Genomic DNA, 17,808 nt, shown 5'->3' with positions numbered 1-17,808 from the left:
GGGCATTAAATGCCAGACCGAGAAAGTGTTTAGGGTATAAACAGCCTGCTGTTGTATTCAATAAATTACGCAAAGTACGTAAAGCAGCTTAATTTAGCGAGTGGTGCACTTCGGAGTTGAATTCGCGGCTAAATTATCAACAAAAAAGAAATTATTTATTGACAATAGTACCTTTTTTGGTAATTTCAAATGACTGCTATTTAGGCTTGTATGGGTACAAACTCAATTTAGCAGACATAATTAGGCCAGTTTTATTATTTCGTTAAGTGATAACATTGGCTGTATTCTGAGATATTGGATTATTTCAACAGGAAAATTGAAAATGAAACTAAACCTAAATAAAAAAAGCATCAAAAATCTATCTCGTGATAACAAAGCGCTACCTGTAAACGCAACTCCAGCTATTGCCGGTGGTGTAGCAACAAACCTATGTAACAGCGATGGTTTACGTTGCGACAGACCGACTACATACACTATGTCTATTGTGATTTGTAAAACTGAAATGTAAGCCTATTCAGTAATCAGGTAAACCTGAACTCAGGTTGCTACTGATATAGAAAAACCTCGTCAAAATATGGCGAGGTTTTTTAGTATCTACTGTTAGCGATAGCAGAGCGCGGCTATTGGCAATACTTTCTCGCCTCAAAATAGACCACTCAATAAAGATAAAGGATATAAACCCAATATTTATCCAAATCTTAGGATGGTTATATATCCTCTCTTTATGACTTCTATAAAAAGCAACTCTCTTTAATCAAACGTGTCAGTATCGCTTGGCTGGGCTGAATTTTTTCCATTGCTAGAAATTCATTTGGTTGGTGTGCTTGGTTAATAGAGCCTGGCCCCATCACAATGGTTTCGCAGCCAAGTTGCTGCAAAAATGGTGCTTCAGTACAGTAGTTAACCGCAATCGCTTGCTGCCCTGATATGCGCTCAGCCATTTTGACCAGCGCTGAGTCTGTCGAGCCAGTAAACGCAGGAATAGGGTCGTGCATGTCCATAACCGAAACACAGTTTGGATAACGAGCGTTAATGGGCGCAACTGCATCTATCAACATGCCTTGTAGTTCTTTAATACTCAACCCAGGTAAAGGGCGTATATCAATATGTAATTCGCAGCAGCCACAAATACGGTTTGCATTATCGCCACCATGGATGTGCCCAAGGTTTAGAGTTGGATAGGGAATTGCGAAATGTTTTATTGAATATTTATTCTTTAATTCTTCTCTTAACTTTAATAAATTTGCAATCACTTGGTGCATGATCTCAATGGCATTTAGGCCCCGTTCAGGGTCTGAACTATGCCCTGAACGACCAACAATACGGATGGCGCTGGTCATATGCCCCTTATGAGTAAAGACGGGCACCATATCGGTAGGTTCACCAATCACACAGCGTGCAGGTCTTAGGTTGGGGTGCTTAGCGATAGCCTGTGCACCAGCCATGGTTGTTTCTTCATCAGCGGTAGCTAAAATCATGATTGGTGCACATTGCTCACACTCATCTAATTCACCAATAGCGTTTAATACAAAGGCAAAAAAACCTTTCATATCAATACTGCCAAGGCCATAAAGTTTATTGTCTTCCATGCTCAATTTAAATGGATCAAATTGCCATCGACTTTCATCAAATGGAACGGTATCGGTATGTCCCGCTAACATTAAGCCGCCATCACCACTACCTCGTCTTGCAATCAGGTTGTACTTACCTTTTGCCTGTTCAAGTTCCGTCACTTCAACTGTAAACCCTAACGTTTCGCACCACAGTGCGAGTAGCTGGATCACATTCCGATTGCTCATGTTTAGACTTTCTTCTAATGCACTGATAGATGGCGCTGCGATCAGCTGTTGGTACATGTCCATAAAAGCGGGAAGTTTCATAAAAATTCCTAAAATACTTATTCAAAGTTCTTGCATAAAAATATAAAGGTGTTTAAAGTGAATATCAATTCACTTTTTTAGCATAAATATATTTAGGGGCGGCAATGCGACGATTTGACTTCAACACTTAGAAAAAACAATTCCAATTAAACTTTTTAATCTTGAGAGTACTATGTTGAATGTATCTATAATCGGAGCGAGCGGCTACAGTGGTGCTGAGCTTGCTAAGCTGGTTGCCAGACACCCTGAATTTTCCCTTACGCACTGCTTTGTGTCTGAACAAAGCACAGATAAACACAAACTCATCAGCGAGTTATATCCAGAACATACAGGCTTGTTAGATATTGAGCTTGAACCACTAAATCAGCAAGCATTTTCGCTCATTGAACAATCTACAGATTACGTTTGTTTGTGCACTGACCATAAGGTAAGCGTGGAGCTTGCTCCGGTGTTTTTACAAATGGGAAAGCGAGTATTTGATCTTTCTGGTGGTTACCGCTTATCTGACAATGAGGATTATGAAACCTACTACGGCTTTTCTCATCCATACCAAGACTGGCTAACACAAGCGCAATATGGTTTAGCTGAGTGGTATGGCGATGCGATTAAAGCGGCGAAGTTGGTGGCCGTTGCTGGTTGTTACCCAACCGCTGCGCTCAATGCACTCAAACCATTACAACAGGCTGACTTGATATCAGCGCAGCCTGTGATCATCAACGCTGTTTCTGGTGTAACAGGTGCTGGTAGAAAGGCGAATGTTACAAGCCATTTTTGTGAGGTATCACTCGCACCATACGGTTTGTTTACGCACAGACATACCCCCGAAATTGAGAAATATCTAAGTCATCCAGTGTTGTTTACGCCGCATTTAGGAAATTTTAAGCGTGGTATCTTAGAAACAATCTACGTCACTCTGAAGGAAAATGTCACTACAAATCAAGTCGATGCTGCTTACCAGGTGCTGGCTGATGAACCACTTATTAGACTAAAGGCAAGTCAACTTCCATCAATTAAAGCTGTTGAAAATCAGCCTTTTGTTGATATTGGTTGGCAACAAAAAGGCAATCAGCTGATCGTGGTGGTGGCAATTGACAACTTGCTTAAAGGCGCGGCAGGGCAAGCGTTACAGTGCATGAACTTGGCGGCGGGGTTGGATCATTATCAAGGTTTAGGAATGTCAGCATGAGCAAACAAACTTGGGTGATTAAACTCGGTGGTGCGGTGCTGAATCAATCAGGTGCAGCGCAAGCACTATTTTTAGCCATTAAACAAATTCAACAAAGTGCACCACATAAACAGTTTGTAATTGTTCATGGTGGTGGGGCATTAGTTGACAAATGGTTAGCAGATGCCGGGTTTGCTACGGCAAAACATCAAGGTCTGCGCATAAGCCCACAAGAGCAAATGCCTTATATTGTTGGTGCGCTTGCTGGCTGTGCAAACAAGCAACTGATGGCAGATGCCATAACGGCGCAGCTTAATCCTGTCGGGTTGTGCTTGTACGATGCTGGGTTTACGACCACTCAAAAACTAAAAGCATTAGGCCGTGTCGGTACATGTGAAGCGACCGCTGGAGGGATGCTTGAAGCTATATTGGAGTTCGACAAGTTACCAGTGGTGAGTTCAGTGGGTATTGGTGTTGATGGTCATTTGTATAATGTCAATGCTGATGAAGCAGCCGCTGCAATTGCCAATAAACTGGGGGCTGAACTTATTTTGATGACGGATGTTGCTGCGGTACTGGATGAAAACAAACAGCCACTAAATCAGCTCAACGCAGAACAAATTACTACGTTAATCGCACAAAAGGTCATTGTGGGCGGGATGGAGGTCAAAGTTAAGACCAGTCTTCACGCTGCCCAACACTTACGACGAGGGGTGTACATCTCTAGCTGGAAAAAGCCAGAAAACTTAATTGCACTGCTCAATGGTGAGCATGTGGGTACACAAATACTTCCGTAGGATCAAAACCATGACAAAACACTTTTTAACCGGTTTGGAATTAGATCAAGCCAAAGTAATCGCGTTGCTGAAACTTGCAAAAAATATAAAGGATCATCCACAAGAATATAACCAAGTCCTTGCTGGGAAATCTATCGTTACCTTATTTGAAAAACCGAGTTTAAGAACTCGACTCTCGTTTGATATTGGTATTCACAAATTAGGAGGCCATGCCGTTTATCTTGACCAGCAAAATGGCGCCATGGGAGCGCGTGAGTCTGTAAAAGATTTTGCCTTAAACATCGCAACATGGGCTGATGGATTAGTTGCTCGAGTCAATCATCACAGTACGCTTGAAACACTGGCGGAGTTTTCATCTGTTCCTGTAGTCAATAGCTTGTGCGATCTTTACCACCCATGCCAAGCTTTAGCTGACTTTCTTACCTTGTTTGAAACCTATCAGGATGTCAGCCAAATCAAAATTGCTTACCTTGGTGAGGGGAATAACGTTACTCACTCGTTGATGCTGCTCGCAGCGACACTAGGTAGTGACTTTGTTGCTGTATGTCCAAAAGGCCATTCTCCTGATGCCCAAATTGTTAAACAAGCAGAGCAGATTGCTGCGGTAAATGGGGCATCTGTATTAGTCAGTGACCGAGTGGAAGCGGCTGCTGGGGCAAATGTACTCTATGCTGACACTTGGGTATCAATGGGAAATCAGACACCACTTGAACAAGTGAAAGACACATTTATGCCCTACCAAATCAACCAACAATTGCTAGAGGCTTGCGGTGCACAAACTGTGCTGCATTGTCAGCCTGCCCACCGTGAGTTTGAAATTACGTCTGAAGTAATGGATGGGCCGAAGTCAAAAATTATTCAACAAGCAGAAAACCGTATGCATGCGCAAAATGCACTGTTGGTATCGCTGTTTAACAAAGATTACGTTTGAGGTGAGAAACATGAGCAAGATTAATAAGGTTGTACTGGCTTATTCAGGTGGTTTAGATACATCAGCGATTGTCCCTTGGTTAAAAGAAAACTATGGGTGTGAAGTAGTTGCATTCGTTGCGGATGTCGGTCAAGGCGAAGAAGAGCTTGCCGGAGTGGAGCAAAAGGCAATCGCGTCAGGTGCTTCTGCTTGTTATGTCGTCGACCTAAAAGAAGAAATGGTTAGCGACTATATTTATCCAACGCTGAAAACAGGCGCAACCTACGAAGGCACTTATTTGCTTGGTACCTCAATGGCTCGTCCTATTATCGCTAAAGCACAAGTGGAGATCGCGCGCAAAGTTGGCGCTGATGCTTTATCTCATGGCTGCACCGGTAAGGGGAATGATCAAGTGCGATTTGAGTCTTGTTTTTCTGCCCTTGCCCCTGATCTTAAAGTGATTGCGCCATGGCGTGAATGGTCATTATCAAGTCGAGAGTCGTTACTCGATTACTTGGCCGAGCGAAATATTCCTTGTGCTGCCTCTGCCACTAAAATTTATAGCCGTGATGCCAATGCGTGGCACATTTCCCATGAAGGGGGAGAATTAGAAGATCCGTGGAATGAACCAAGTTCACAAGTGTGGACTATGACAAACTCCCCTGAAGCGGCACCAGATAAGCCTGAATATGTGTCTTTATTAGTCGAAAAAGGGGAGATCACAGCGGTTAACGGTGAGCGTTACTCTCCATATCAATGCTTAGTGAAACTCAATGAGATTGCGGCGCCGCATGGTGTCGGTCGGGTCGATATTGTTGAAAACCGGTTAGTTGGTATGAAATCTCGTGGTTGCTATGAAACACCGGGAGGCACAGTAATGATGGCTGCTTTACAAGCCATAGATGAGCTAATTCTAGATAAATCATGCCGCAAATGGAAAGCCAGCTTGAGTGAGGAGTTTGCACATCTCGTTTATGACGGTCGTTGGTTTACGCCTCTCAAAGACTCTATTTTGGCAGCGGCTGAATCATTCGCACAACAAGCAACAGGGGAAGTGGTACTTAAGCTTTATAAAGGCCATGTGCAGGCCGTTCAAAAGCAGTCAATAAATAGCTTGTACAGCGAGGACTTCGCGACCTTTGGTGAGGATGACGTGTATGACCAATCACATGCTGAAGGCTTTATTCGTCTTTTCTCTCTGTCTAGCCGTATTTCGGCATTAAACAAACTAAAACAGCAATAAATTAGGAGCATAAAATGGCATTATGGGGCGGCCGTTTTTCATCAGGTCCTGATGAAGCATTTAAGCAATTTAATGATTCTTTGCCATTTGACTATCAGTTGGCAGAACAAGATATTGTTGGTTCTATCGCTTGGGCTGGAGCACTGAAGCAGGTTGACATATTAAGTGAAGGTGAGCACCAGCAGATTGTTTCAGCACTTAAGCTACTGTTGGATGAGGTGCTTGCTGATCCTCATAGCGTTGCAAGGGCTGGATATGAAGATATTCATTCGTATGTTGAAGCTAAACTAATCGACAAAGTTGGCGATTTAGGTAAAAAGCTGCACACAGGGCGAAGCCGTAATGATCAGGTAGCGACTGATTTTAGATTGTGGAGTCGAAAAACGGCGCAGCAGCTACTAAATGCGTTGAGCGGGCTTAAACAGGCACTAGTCACGCTGGCTGAGCAAGAGTTAGGTACCATTTTGCCAGGTTATACTCATTTGCAGCGTGCACAGCCAGTTTTATTTAGTCATTGGTGTATGGCGTATGTAGAAATGATTGAGCGAGATGAGTCACGGCTGCATGATGCTTTAGATCGCTTGAACGTGTGCCCTTTAGGCTCAGGCGCACTAGCTGGCACTGCGTATCCCATTGACCGTCAAGCACTGGCGGTCAACCTTGGGTTTAGAGAAGCTGCTCGCAATAGTTTAGATGCGGTATCTGACCGGGACTTTGTCGTTGAGTTGCTAAGCTGTGCTTCTATCTCAATGATACATTTATCCCGTTTTTCTGAAGATTTGATTTTTTACAATTCTGGTGAGTCAGGGTTTATAGAGCTGGCGGACAGTGTAACTTCAGGCTCATCTCTTATGCCTCAAAAAAAGAACCCTGACGCATTGGAGTTAATCCGTGGCAAAACAGGGCGAGTTTTTGGTGCATTCAGTGCCATGATGATGACATTAAAAGCACTACCACTTGCATACAATAAAGATATGCAGGAAGACAAAGAAGGTTTATTTGATGCCATGCCGACTTGGCTTGCCTGTATTCATATGGCTGAAGCGTGTGTAAAAGGCATTAAAGTCAATGGTGACAAAACGCTTGCAGCAGCCAAAGGAGGACATGCTAACGCAACTGAGCTGGCTGACTATCTTGTTGCTAAAGGGATCCCCTTTAGAGAAGGTCATCATATTGTTGGGGAGTTAGTGCAGTTAGCAATTAGCAAAGGACAAAATCTTGAGAACTTGAGTATCGAAGAGTTTCAGCAGGTATGTTCAGTGATCGAAAAAGATGTATATCCTGTACTTGAAATTGACGCATGTATTGCCGCCCGCCAAGCATTAGGCGGCACTTCTTTGCCGCAAGTGACAAAAGCGATTAAAGCGGCAAAAAAAAAGCGAAAAATTCAAGTTCGTGATGCCAATTTAGATGATGTCGAAGCGATAGCGGAGCTTATACAGTACTGGGCAAAGGTGGGGGAAAACCTACCTCGAGCCAAGAGTGACATGATCCATAGTATTAATGAGTTTGCAGTGACTGAAGTTGACGGCAAAGTGACAGGATGTGCATCGTTATATATCTATGACACTGGGCTTGCTGAGATCCGCTCTTTGGGGGTGAATCCCAATTGCAATGTGAAGGGGCAAGGTCAAAGGTTGGTTGAGCACTTATTAGAGAAAGCCAAAAAGTTGGCGCTTAATCGGATAATCGTACTCACTAGAGTGCCAGGTTTTTTCACAAAGCAAGGTTTTAATAACTGTACTAAAGACAGTTTGCCTGAAAAAGTCATGAAGGATTGCGAGCTGTGCTTGCGAAAAGATAATTGTGATGAAATTGCTATGGATTTCATTATAAAACAATCATCTAGCTTAAGTATTCCATGTAAATTTGTGGCTTAATAGTCATCAGGTATTGGGTAAGGGCGCGCATTATTTGGCGCGTTTTTTATAAGTTGACTTGTTTTATGTTAATTTTGTGTAAATGTTGGCATGTTGTGTGCTTGATATTTCCTGATAATTTTGTAGACGACTCTGTTTAGGAGTTGAATTGATATTTTGTATTTTTGAGGGAAATCATGAAAAAAGCCATCTTAGCTAGAAAAAACCAAGCAAAAACAACTAGTCAAGTAAAGTTACTTTCTGATAAGGTAATTTTAACTGAGTCTGTTTTAGGTAAAGTATCAGGTGCTCGCGGCGGTGGCGGTATCCTTATTAAGGATCCAAGATTCTGCTAATGTATAGAAAGAAGTCGAGTCCTGATCAAAATAATCTATGTATTTTGATCTTACAAAAATTGGTATCTTCTTTGACTCGATAGTGGTGGTCGGTCTTGTGACCGGCTTCCTATTAAACTTACTGTTTTTTTTACTGAAGATAAAAGATAACCTTTCTTTAATTGTTACCAGTGGCATTGTTGCGCTGTCTTACTTGGGTAGTAACGTTTTCCTTGATTTAACCCAAGCTGATCACACTCTCTATCTACTGTGGTTTTTTTATGACCTACTTACCATTGTTTTATTAATCGGGATAAATTATAAGCTGAAAGTACCATGGTGTACTGCGCTGCACTATGTCTTTTTGTTTCTAGCGATTAACTCGCTACTTTATTTGGGGTTATATATAGATTTAGGGGTATTTGAGACCCGCGAGCAGTGGTGGTTTTGGAGTGTTTATTCCGTTGCTGTGTTAGTTTGTGATTGCGCGATTGTCATTACTTTGATTATTGATAAAGATTGGCTTGGGCTGAAAAAGCTAATGGCCAGAATAAACCGACTTGGTATGCCTGATTACGCGAATGAAAATAAATGAGCGGCTTTAGCCGCTCATTAAAATTGATACTCGACGCTTAATGTCAAAGCAGCATGACTATCATCTTCTGCTAAAGATTTATCTTGCCAAGCAGTTACACCAACTTTAGCAAGTGTACCAAATACACCTTGTTGATACCCAAGCTCCAACTGGTTTCGTTCGAGGTCTTGAGTTTCATAATCAATGCGCTTTAATTTTGCATAGGCACCTACGCCATTGGTACTAAAATAGTCTAGCGCAACCGTGATACTTTTTGCGCCTAGTCCTGTGCTGGCGCCAAGCCATAAGCCTCGCTCTTGGTAATTCGCTAAGTCGAGGCTATTATCTCTTGGGCAAAGTGACAGAGTGAGGGCATCTTTGCACTCAATATTGGTATCTGAATACTCAACAAAGCCTTTTAGGCGGTGAGTTGTGTTGCCCCAGTAGCTCTCTACTCCTAAGGTAAACATTGGCTCATCTGGCAAAGCGCCACTGTCGTTTCCTCCCGCAAATTCACCATAAAATGCAAATGGTCTGTCGCCTAAGCGAGTGGAGTACTTTATATCAACACTGGTGAGTCGTTGTGATTGCTTTTCACTTTCAAGGTTTTGTTGTTGATACACAAAATCACTGTAGGTGGTACTAAAGCCCAGCTCCAATCCTTGAATAGGAAAAGCAGCGGCTCGAAACCCCCAGAAATCACCTTCTTTTTTGTTGCTGATGGTTGGGCGTTGTTTTGCCATGATAGCGGTTACTTGCCAAGGCCCTACAAAAGACAGAAAACTTGGGCCACTATAGTTATTATTTGCTCGACTTAAGCGGATTGCTTTCATCGGTGCTGCATTATTAGAAAGCATCAGCGCATTTTCATTGCTTGGCCCCCACCAGTAACTTAAGCGCTCAGCACTGAGTGACCAATTACCAAATAGCACTGCCATATGGCTACCATGATGATTCACATATTTACCATCTTGGCCTTCATCTGTGTAGTTAACCGCTACCTTGGCACTGACAGACTTGCCGGTGATGATCCCAAAGCTGCGTATCCCAGAACGAGCATCATGACGTTGTCCAAACCCGGTTGAGCGTACGTCAGCACCATTAAAGTGAGCAGTTACACTACTATAGCGTTCTCTTTTTGCTTGCTTTAGTGCATGGCGCAGGTGGGCTAACGCGAAGCTTGCAGTTTGCGATAAGTTACGATCATCAACACTTGCAAGATCATTGACAATTCCGCTCCACAGTAGCGGGTATTGATTCACTGGGCGATTGATCACTCCCTGCGCAACGAGCAGGTCTATACTATGTTTAAGCTCACTCTGGGATACTTCTATCCATGGTGAGGCATGAGCACATGTACCCATCAATACAGCAAGGGATAATAGGCTTTTTTTCATCCGTGTAATTTTTCCTCTAACGCGTTGGCGACCAGTGGGTGAACAAACTCACTGACATTACCTTTGTGAAGGGCAACTTCTTTTACCAAAGTTGATGAGATAAATGAATTCTTTTCAGATGGCGTTAAAAACACGCTTTCTAAATCTGGGTGTAATCGACGGTTCATATTTGCCAATTGAAATTCATAGTCGAAGTCAGATACCGCTCTAATGCCACGGATCAAAACGTTGGCTTGTTGTTCTTTAGCTAAATCTACCAATAAACCAGAAAATCCAATGACTTTTACATTTTCGTGCGATTTTAAAATTTCTTGAGCTAAAGCAACACGTTGTTCCAAAGAGAAGCATGGCTTTTTATTTGGATTGTGGGCAATGGCTAAGATGACAGTATCAAACATCTTTGCGGCTCGTTTAATCAAATCTTCATGTCCATTGGTTAATGGATCAAATGTACCTGGGTAGAGTGCTGTGACTTTCATGAGCATAACTGTGTTGAATTTTTTTGTATGGTAGCAAGGTTTTTTTCAAAAAACACTGGTCAGCTCTGTCGGCATGGTGCTTATCTCAGGGTAAAATTAGTGCTACTTTTATCAAGGGCGCTCAAGACGAAAATGATAGGGCCCAGTAAGTTTCAACAATCATAGAGAATTGTAATGAATACCAAGGAAAAAATAATCCGTACCAGCATTGCTTTATTTAACTTGCATGGAGAGCGCGCTATTACGACCAACCATATTGCTTCTAGTTTAGGTATTAGCCCAGGCAATTTGTATTATCATTTTAAAAATAAAGAAGACATTATCAGGCAGATATTCGCACTGTATAGCGAGCATTTAAATACACACTTTAAGCCTTTAGAGCAACATAGTGAGCCGCTTGAGCAACTAACGCTCTACCTAGACTCATTGTTTGACTTAATGTGGCGCTATCATTTCTTCTATGACAATTTGACAGATATTTTAGCCAAAGATGATGAGCTAAAGAAAAACTATATTGCGTTTCAAGCTCGCCTACTAGAGCAAGTAAAAGCGGTGGTGATTGGGCTGAGAGAGTCGGGGGTTATCACGATTAATGACGCTGATGCAAAAGAGCTCGCCCATATGCTAAAAATGACCGTGAGCTTTTGGACGCCTTATGTGAAAGCAAGGCGAATGACGGGCGTGTTAGAACAGCAAGATATATACAACGGCATCGTCAAGGTGCTCATGTTATTTAAACCTTATGCTACGCAAATGAGTATGCCGAAAATAACGCAATTACAGCAACATTATCAGGCATTAGCTGAGGCAAGCTTACCAAGTATTGCTTAATTATTATCAAAGTGACAGAGCTAGGTTTCGCTATTGCACGTGAAGATTGATAGTAAATACGTTGATTATTTCCTAATCGCTTCTGAATTTGATATACTCGCGCGCCCGAACCGTCCCTCGGCCGGTGTGCGCCACGATATCGTCCTCTTTGGTCAAATCGAAGCAGCATCGCAACCGATAATCGACCTGTAGTAGAGTGACTTTTATGCTTAAATTTATCGTCAAATTACACCCTGAAATTGCTATTAAGAGCAAATCTGTCCGTAAGCGCTTCACCAAAGTATTAGAGAAAAACATCAAAATGCTGTTGGTGCGTGTTGACGAAAACGTAAAAGTTAAAAATAACTGGGACAACATCTCAGTGACCAGTCAGCTCGATGATGAAAAAACGCGCTTGGCGTTAATTGATAATCTCAAGCGCACACCTGGGATCGTGCAATTTATTGAGGTGCAAGAGACCCAGTTTGAAACGCTTGATGATATCTATCAGCAAACGCTTGCACTAGTTGCACCACTAATTGTAGGTAAAACTTTCTGCGTTCGCGTAAAACGCCAAGGTCAGCATGAATTTACATCAAGCGATGTCGAGCGTTATGTCGGGGGGGGATTAAACCAAAACATTGAGGGCGCAAGTGTTAGGTTGAAAAAACCAGATGTGACGGTAAAAATTGAAATTAAAGACGATAAAGCTTATATCGTCCGCCATCAGCATTTTGGTTTGGGTGGTTTCCCATTGCCAACGCAAGAAGATGTGCTTTCTTTGATTTCCGGTGGTTTTGACTCAGGTGTTGCGACCTATCAAATGATGAGAAAAGGGGCGCGTACTCACTTCTTATTCTTCAACTTGGGCGGCGCGGCGCATGAGATAGGGGTTAAGCAAGTGAGCCATTATTTATGGAAACAGTTTAGCTCAACGCATAAAGTGAAGTTTATCACGGTTGACTTTGAACCTGTTGTTGCTGAAATTCTTGAAAACGTCGAAAGTGGGCAGATGGGCGTGGTTCTGAAGCGCATGATGATGCGCGCTGGTACCGTGGTTGCAGAACGTTTGGGGATCCCTGCAATTGTGACCGGTGAGAGTATCGGCCAGGTATCAAGTCAAACACTGGCTAACCTTAATGTCATTGACCGTGTTACCGAAATGCTTATCCTACGACCGCTCATCCAGCATGATAAAGAAGAAATCATTCGTATCGCGCGTGCTATTGGTACCAATGAAATGGCTGAAGCGATGCCGGAATACTGCGGTGTGATCTCTAAAAAACCGACGGTCAAAGCACAGCTTGATAAAATTTTAGCGGAAGAAGAAAAGTTTGATTTTGATGTGTTAAACACCGTGGTTTCAAATGCCACAGTGAAAGATATTCGTGACATTGAAGTTGAAGCAAAAGAAGAGGTCAAAGAGGCTGAGTCGGTAAGCGAATTACCCGACAACGCGGTAGTGCTGGATATTCGCTCTCCAGATGAAGAAGATGCAAACCCGCTAGAACTCGAAGGCGCTGAGGTCATTCATTTACCTTTCTTTAGGTTAGCCACCAAATTTGGCGATTTACCACAAGATAAAGAATACTATTTATATTGCGCCAAAGGCGTAATGAGCCAACTACAAGCGCTTATTTTGCATGAAAATGGCTACACCAATGTAAAGGTGTATCGTCCTTAAAATAAAGAACCTTATACCGATTAGGTTAACTAGTATTATCGTGTTGGGTGAGCATGCGGCTCACCCAATAGATGAATAGCGTAATTATTGTTGGTGAACGACATAAACGTTAAGTTGCCAGCAAAGCGTGGATAGGTTTTTATACTGAGGTATTCAACTCACATTTCTTTACTTCGTCGAGCAGTTGCTGATTATAAGGAACGGTAATATGTTGCTTCGCAGCTAACTTGCAGATATATCCAGACATGGCATCAATTTCACTGCGTTTATTATTCGCGATATCCTGATTCATCGAAGAGTGATTTTCTGCTGTTTGCATCATCACGGTGTAGGCAAGCGTCAGTAACTCGTTCAGTGCTACGTTAACCCCAGCCTTTGCAGCTATAAACTGTACTTCATTCATTAAATTGAGTATTCGGGCCGCATATTTGGGCTGCCTGAGCTGACCATTTTTGATTTGTTCAAGTGCGCTTAATGGGTTAATAGCAATATTTACAGCGAGCTTTCGCCAAAGGATTGGCATGATGTCAGAAGTGGTTTGAGCATTTTTGAATGTGCCAAACAGCTGTGAAAATAGCTTTTGATAATGACATTGAGCTGACAAATTTAGAGGGCCAAACCAAGTCGCTCCTTGGCCTGTATGGTATACCGTATCTTTAACCTTGTATCCTGCAATAGAGGTACTTAAAAAGTAAGCTGACTGATTGCTACCTAATTTGGCCAGTTCTTTTGAGCAATCAACCATGCCATTATGGCTTAAGATCAAGCTGCCATGTGCAGATAGCTTTGGGTAGAGCTCAGTGATAGCGTCAACGACTTGGTAAGCCTTAACAGGAATAATCAGGGTGTCTATGCTTTTTGCTGGGATCTCAGTTGATAGTGTATGTTGGCATGCTATTACTTGAGTGTCACTTTGTTGCTGGTAGTGGTAGGTTACAGCACGTTTTGTTCGTGTGATCAAGGTTACGTGATGAGACTGACTCAGATGTTGAGCCAGTAGCAAGCCTATCGCACCATCACCAACAATGTGGATACTAGCCATGTTGCTTTTTACGCCAGCGCGCCCAAAAATAAAATAACACAAAGTAGCTGATCGCACCGGCAACATCAGCAATAAAATCTGCTGTTGATGCTTGACGGTAGGGCAGTGAGTCTTGCATCCACTCTATTCCCGCACCGTATAAAGAAAGCAGGAGTAAGTGAAACCAAACCTTAAACTTAAATGCGTGGTGCGAGATAAAAGCGAGTATAAAAAAGACACCAAAATGCGCTACTTTATCGACATGTGGAAATAGCCTTGGAGACAAGCTCACTTCCTTAGCAAATAGCACAGTACATATGATTAAAGAAATAATTAGCAAAGTTTTATAAACGCGCCGTGTCACAATTCATTCCACTTCTACATGACTAAGTCGGCAGTATAACATTGAAAACTGGCCATTGGGTGAACATACATAGGGTAAAAACTTAAAATAACTCAAACAGAGTATAAACTGTTATAATCCAGCCAAAACGACTTTAGGAGAGAAGCATGCCTTCATTTGATATTGTATCTGAAATAGAAATGACAGAAGCAAAAAATACCGTAGACAACGCGGTTCGTGAACTTGATACTCGATTTGACTTTCGTGGTGTTGATGCCTCTATTGAGTTAACAGGAGAGGTGATCAACCTAAAAGCTGAAGCAGAACAACAAGTAATGCAGTTGTTTGATATGCTTGTTGGCAAAGCAGCCAAACGTGGTTTAGATGTAGCAAGTTTTGAATTAAAAGACATTGAGCGTTCGGGCAAATATGTGTCACGTAAAGTTGCCCTTAAACAAGGGATCGATAAAGACATGGCGAAAAAGCTAGTCAAGTTGATCAAAGACTCAAAAGTTAAAGTTCAGGCCTCAATTCAAGGTGATACAGTTCGTGTAACTGGTAAAAAGCGTGATGACTTACAAGAAACTATGCAGCTTATCCGTGGCGCAGAGCTAGGACAGCCTTTCCAGTTTAAAAACTTCCGCGATTAACCTTGCCTATGTTAAAAGTGCAGCACGCTGCACTTTTAGATTTCTAGACGTCCATTGACAATTCCTTCTAAACCCAAGACAATAGCCACGAATTTTCAAGGTGCTATGCACAACCTAGTTTGGTTGCCAAGTGCATAGATAATCGGGAAGTTGGTGCGAACACAAGGGAACAACTAAATAGTCTTGATACTAGGTACGCGAAAGTATCACAATCAGGTGTATTATTTAGTGTGGATCGGTTCAATGCCTGCGCTGCCCCCGCAACGGTAGAGTTAATATGCAAATCCAAGTTAACTGAGCCCGGAGACCGGCCTTGAGACAGTCACTTTGTGTTCTTGTACGGTGGGTACAAGTTAGGGGAAACCATGTTAAATAAAACTGCTCTAAGCGCAGCCATCACTGCGGCGCTCTCTTTTTCTGTATTTGCAGATCAAAATATTGAACACATCACAGTCACGGCGAACAAATTTGAACAGCCACTTGAAAGTGCACTTGCCGCGATCTCGGTGATCAGTCGTAGCGACATCGAAAAAAGCAATGTGCAAGATGTGGTTTCATTACTTGACAATGTCGCCGGTATTCAGGCCGTGAGAAATGGTGGTTTCGGCCAAAGCGTGAGCTTATTTTTACGCGGTAATGATGCCAAGCATACCTTGGTTTTAGTTGATGGTGTACGAGTTACTGACGCTAACTCGGGTGATAATTCGTTAACGAATATTCCATTAAATAGTATTGAAAGAATTGAAATCATTCGTGGTGCGAAGGCGGCAATTTATGGTTCTGATGCGATTGCTGGTGTGATTAATATTATCAGTCGTGAAGGTAACCACAACACCATTACGTTAACATCGGGTAGTCACAATTATTCTGATATTGAAGCAACAGCAAGCTATAAAAAAGATAAGTTCACTCTGTCAGCTAATGCGGGGTATAGCCATACTGATGGCTATGACGTAATTGAAAAAGATCCTCAGGTTATCGTCGGTAAAAACCATGACCGCGATGGTTATTATAACGGTAACGCAGGCTTAACTTTACAGTATGGTGATGAGCAAAGTGGTATTTTTAGCCTTCGCTCACAGTACAGTGAGGGTGAAGGTGAATACGATGCTTGGGGAAGTGATGCCTACCGTTTTCATAACTATACCAATAAATTAGCATGGAAAAGAAGTTCCGAAAAACTTAGTCAGCATGTTTCTTATAGCCTAGGAAAAGAGCAAAATGTTCAAATAGGCAGTAGTGCTGATGACAACGCTTATGTAACAAAGCGTGGACAATTTGAATATCAATCTCAGTATCATATCAGTGAAGCATTGAGCTTAACGGGTAATATAACGTTTTTAAATGAAGATGTTGGTGAATCAACCGCTACGTTTTCAGAATCTGAGCGTGACAATCTCTCAGTGGCATTTGGTGGTTTTTATAATGATGAAAACTGGCTAGCAGAGGTCGTGTTAAGAACTGATGACTATGACTTTCACGGTCGAGCAAATACCTATACCTTAGCGCTAGGTAAACAAGTTACGGATGGGCTGAGCGTAAAATTCAATCATGGTAGTGCATTTAGAGCACCTTCTTTATCTCAGACTTTTGTTATCGATAGCCCGTATTATTTACCTAACGCTAATCTGAGCCCTGAAGAGGCAAAAAATAGCGAAATCATCGTTACTTATAGTGATGAGCGTTTTCGAATTGAAGCGGCAGTGTATGATAATCGCATCACCGATAAAATCGTTTATGAACCGAATAGCGATTGGAAGTACGTACCGTTTAATATTGAACGGGCTGATTTTGAAGGTGTAGATTTAGTTGTTGAAGTTGAAGATAGTTTTGGAGTTGAACATACACTCAATGCCAGTTACGTTAGTGCAAAGGATGCAAAAACACAGCAGCAATTGCAGCGTCGTGCTAGACGCACGCTGACCTATACGATTAGTAAAACATGGCAAGATGTGGATGCAACCCTGACGTTAGTGCATCGTGGTGAGCGCAACGATAAAGTATGGGGAGCCCAAGGTTCATATACTGTAACGTTACCGTCTTATACCGTATTTAATTTAGCTGCAAACTATACTTTCTTCGATAGGTTCAAACTAACAGGACGCATTGAAAACCTGACTGATAAGCGCTATTTCAATGCAACTGCTGGGGAAGCGAAAGATGGCTCGCTACTCGGTTATAAACCACCGGGTCGACAGGCATACGTTGGGGTAAGCTACCGCTTTTAACCTCAGGCTTCAATCGTGCTTGAAGATAAAATAAAGCACGCGTCTATCCACTTTTATCAAGATTAACCTGATTATCAGGTTAATCTTTAATCTCATTTTTCTTACCTATAAAGTTAGCTGCTTCGGTTGTGTTATCAATTAGTCTTACTACTAGTTCAATTTTAAGGAGTAAATCAGACGCTAATTGCGTTAAAAACTTCTTACTCAGAACAGCTGAAAGCAAGTCTCCCTGGTGCTCGACAAGATCTCTTGGCTCAGAATAGGTCACTTAATTAAGTGAATAGGTACAAATTACATTTGTAACTAGCAATCTTAGTGAGATTTTGTTAATAATAAGTCTCGTTTTTATTATTGGTTAAACTTTTTGTTACTATAACTTGGGTGTTTAGTTAATTGGCTATCTTTAACGGCATAAATTGGTTAGACAGCAAGG

At 42.1% G+C, this 17,808-nt stretch carries 17 protein-coding genes and 1 riboswitch; of the genes, 12 read left to right on the top strand and 5 right to left on the bottom strand.

Annotated features, from left to right (window positions below):
- Positions 1-322 precede the first annotated feature (322 nt).
- On the top strand, positions 323-508 hold the full coding sequence (locus tag F9Y84_RS09700; protein ID WP_125253781.1) for a hypothetical protein: 186 nt from the start codon (positions 323-325) through the stop codon (positions 506-508).
- A 223-nt stretch (positions 509-731) separates the two neighbouring features.
- Here the strand turns inward: F9Y84_RS09700 and argE are convergent, their stop codons facing one another.
- Complete coding sequence (argE, locus tag F9Y84_RS09695; RefSeq protein WP_147389885.1) at positions 732-1,880, bottom strand: acetylornithine deacetylase; 1,149 nt, start codon at positions 1,878-1,880, stop codon at positions 732-734.
- A gap of 175 nt (positions 1,881-2,055) precedes the next feature.
- Here argE and argC point away from each other — a divergent pair, with 175 nt between their 5' ends.
- The 7 genes from argC (at position 2,056) to F9Y84_RS09660 (ending at position 8,784) form a co-directional block, all read left to right on the top strand.
- The gene (gene argC / locus F9Y84_RS09690; protein WP_176032598.1) at positions 2,056-3,066 is read left to right on the top strand and encodes an N-acetyl-gamma-glutamyl-phosphate reductase; all 1,011 of its coding nucleotides are present in this window, start codon (positions 2,056-2,058) and stop codon (positions 3,064-3,066) included.
- A complete protein-coding gene (argB, locus tag F9Y84_RS09685; protein ID WP_125253784.1) occupies positions 3,063-3,842 on the top strand; it encodes an acetylglutamate kinase in 780 nt (259 codons plus the stop codon). The genes argC and argB overlap by 4 nt, the downstream gene beginning before the upstream one ends.
- 10 nt (positions 3,843-3,852) lie before the next feature.
- Complete coding sequence (locus F9Y84_RS09680; RefSeq protein ID WP_125253785.1) at positions 3,853-4,773, top strand: ornithine carbamoyltransferase; 921 nt, start codon at positions 3,853-3,855, stop codon at positions 4,771-4,773.
- Positions 4,774-4,783: 10 nt separating this feature from the next.
- Entirely contained in the window at positions 4,784-5,995 is a 1,212-nt protein-coding gene (locus F9Y84_RS09675) for an argininosuccinate synthase (RefSeq protein ID WP_125253786.1), read from the top strand.
- Between the two features lie 14 nt (positions 5,996-6,009).
- Complete coding sequence (argH, locus tag F9Y84_RS09670) at positions 6,010-7,875, top strand: argininosuccinate lyase (protein ID WP_147389883.1); 1,866 nt, start codon at positions 6,010-6,012, stop codon at positions 7,873-7,875.
- A gap of 176 nt (positions 7,876-8,051) precedes the next feature.
- The gene (locus tag F9Y84_RS09665; RefSeq protein ID WP_167508256.1) at positions 8,052-8,210 is read left to right on the top strand and encodes a hypothetical protein; all 159 of its coding nucleotides are present in this window, start codon (positions 8,052-8,054) and stop codon (positions 8,208-8,210) included.
- Between the two features lie 37 nt (positions 8,211-8,247).
- Positions 8,248-8,784, top strand: a complete 537-nt coding sequence (locus tag F9Y84_RS09660; RefSeq protein WP_147389882.1) for a hypothetical protein — start codon at positions 8,248-8,250, stop codon at positions 8,782-8,784.
- 17 nt (positions 8,785-8,801) lie between these two features.
- On the opposite strand, the gene F9Y84_RS09655 is transcribed toward F9Y84_RS09660, so the two are convergent.
- Positions 8,802-10,160, bottom strand: a complete 1,359-nt coding sequence (locus tag F9Y84_RS09655) for a capsule assembly Wzi family protein (protein WP_147389881.1) — start codon at positions 10,158-10,160, stop codon at positions 8,802-8,804.
- A complete protein-coding gene (coaD, locus tag F9Y84_RS09650) occupies positions 10,157-10,639 on the bottom strand; it encodes a pantetheine-phosphate adenylyltransferase (RefSeq protein WP_125253790.1) in 483 nt (160 codons plus the stop codon). Before coaD ends, F9Y84_RS09655 begins: the two co-directional genes overlap by 4 nt.
- Before the next feature lie 174 nt (positions 10,640-10,813).
- Here coaD and F9Y84_RS09645 point away from each other — a divergent pair, with 174 nt between their 5' ends.
- On the top strand, positions 10,814-11,470 hold the full coding sequence (locus F9Y84_RS09645; RefSeq protein ID WP_125253791.1) for a TetR/AcrR family transcriptional regulator: 657 nt from the start codon (positions 10,814-10,816) through the stop codon (positions 11,468-11,470).
- A 205-nt stretch (positions 11,471-11,675) separates the two neighbouring features.
- Positions 11,676-13,133: a tRNA uracil 4-sulfurtransferase ThiI gene (gene thiI, locus F9Y84_RS09640; protein ID WP_125253792.1), complete on the top strand. Its 1,458-nt coding sequence runs from the start codon at positions 11,676-11,678 to the stop codon at positions 13,131-13,133.
- Between the two features lie 139 nt (positions 13,134-13,272).
- Here the strand turns inward: thiI and F9Y84_RS09635 are convergent, their stop codons facing one another.
- Together F9Y84_RS09635 and F9Y84_RS09630 are read right to left on the bottom strand one after the other, a co-directional pair.
- Positions 13,273-14,175, bottom strand: coding sequence for a ketopantoate reductase family protein (locus tag F9Y84_RS09635; protein ID WP_147389880.1), 903 nt, complete (start codon positions 14,173-14,175; stop codon positions 13,273-13,275).
- Complete coding sequence (locus tag F9Y84_RS09630) at positions 14,168-14,518, bottom strand: VanZ family protein (RefSeq protein ID WP_192503246.1); 351 nt, start codon at positions 14,516-14,518, stop codon at positions 14,168-14,170. The genes F9Y84_RS09635 and F9Y84_RS09630 overlap by 8 nt, the downstream gene beginning before the upstream one ends.
- Positions 14,519-14,664: 146 nt before the next feature.
- On the opposite strand from F9Y84_RS09630, the gene F9Y84_RS09625 reads away from it, so the two are divergent.
- Together F9Y84_RS09625 and F9Y84_RS09620 are read left to right on the top strand one after the other, a co-directional pair.
- The gene (locus tag F9Y84_RS09625; protein WP_128729809.1) at positions 14,665-15,147 is read left to right on the top strand and encodes a YajQ family cyclic di-GMP-binding protein; all 483 of its coding nucleotides are present in this window, start codon (positions 14,665-14,667) and stop codon (positions 15,145-15,147) included.
- Positions 15,148-15,240: 93 nt separating this feature from the next.
- A riboswitch (cobalamin riboswitch) is annotated at positions 15,241-15,466 on the top strand.
- A 46-nt stretch (positions 15,467-15,512) separates the two neighbouring features.
- The gene (locus F9Y84_RS09620; protein WP_147389879.1) at positions 15,513-17,375 is read left to right on the top strand and encodes a TonB-dependent receptor domain-containing protein; all 1,863 of its coding nucleotides are present in this window, start codon (positions 15,513-15,515) and stop codon (positions 17,373-17,375) included.
- Positions 17,376-17,808 lie beyond the last annotated feature (433 nt).

Source organism: Pseudoalteromonas peptidolytica (genome assembly GCF_012641745.1).
Classification (GTDB): Bacteria; Pseudomonadota; Gammaproteobacteria; order Enterobacterales; family Alteromonadaceae; genus Pseudoalteromonas; species Pseudoalteromonas peptidolytica.
Note: the sequence above shows the minus strand (reverse complement) of the source record. Positions and strands in the feature narration are given on the sequence as shown.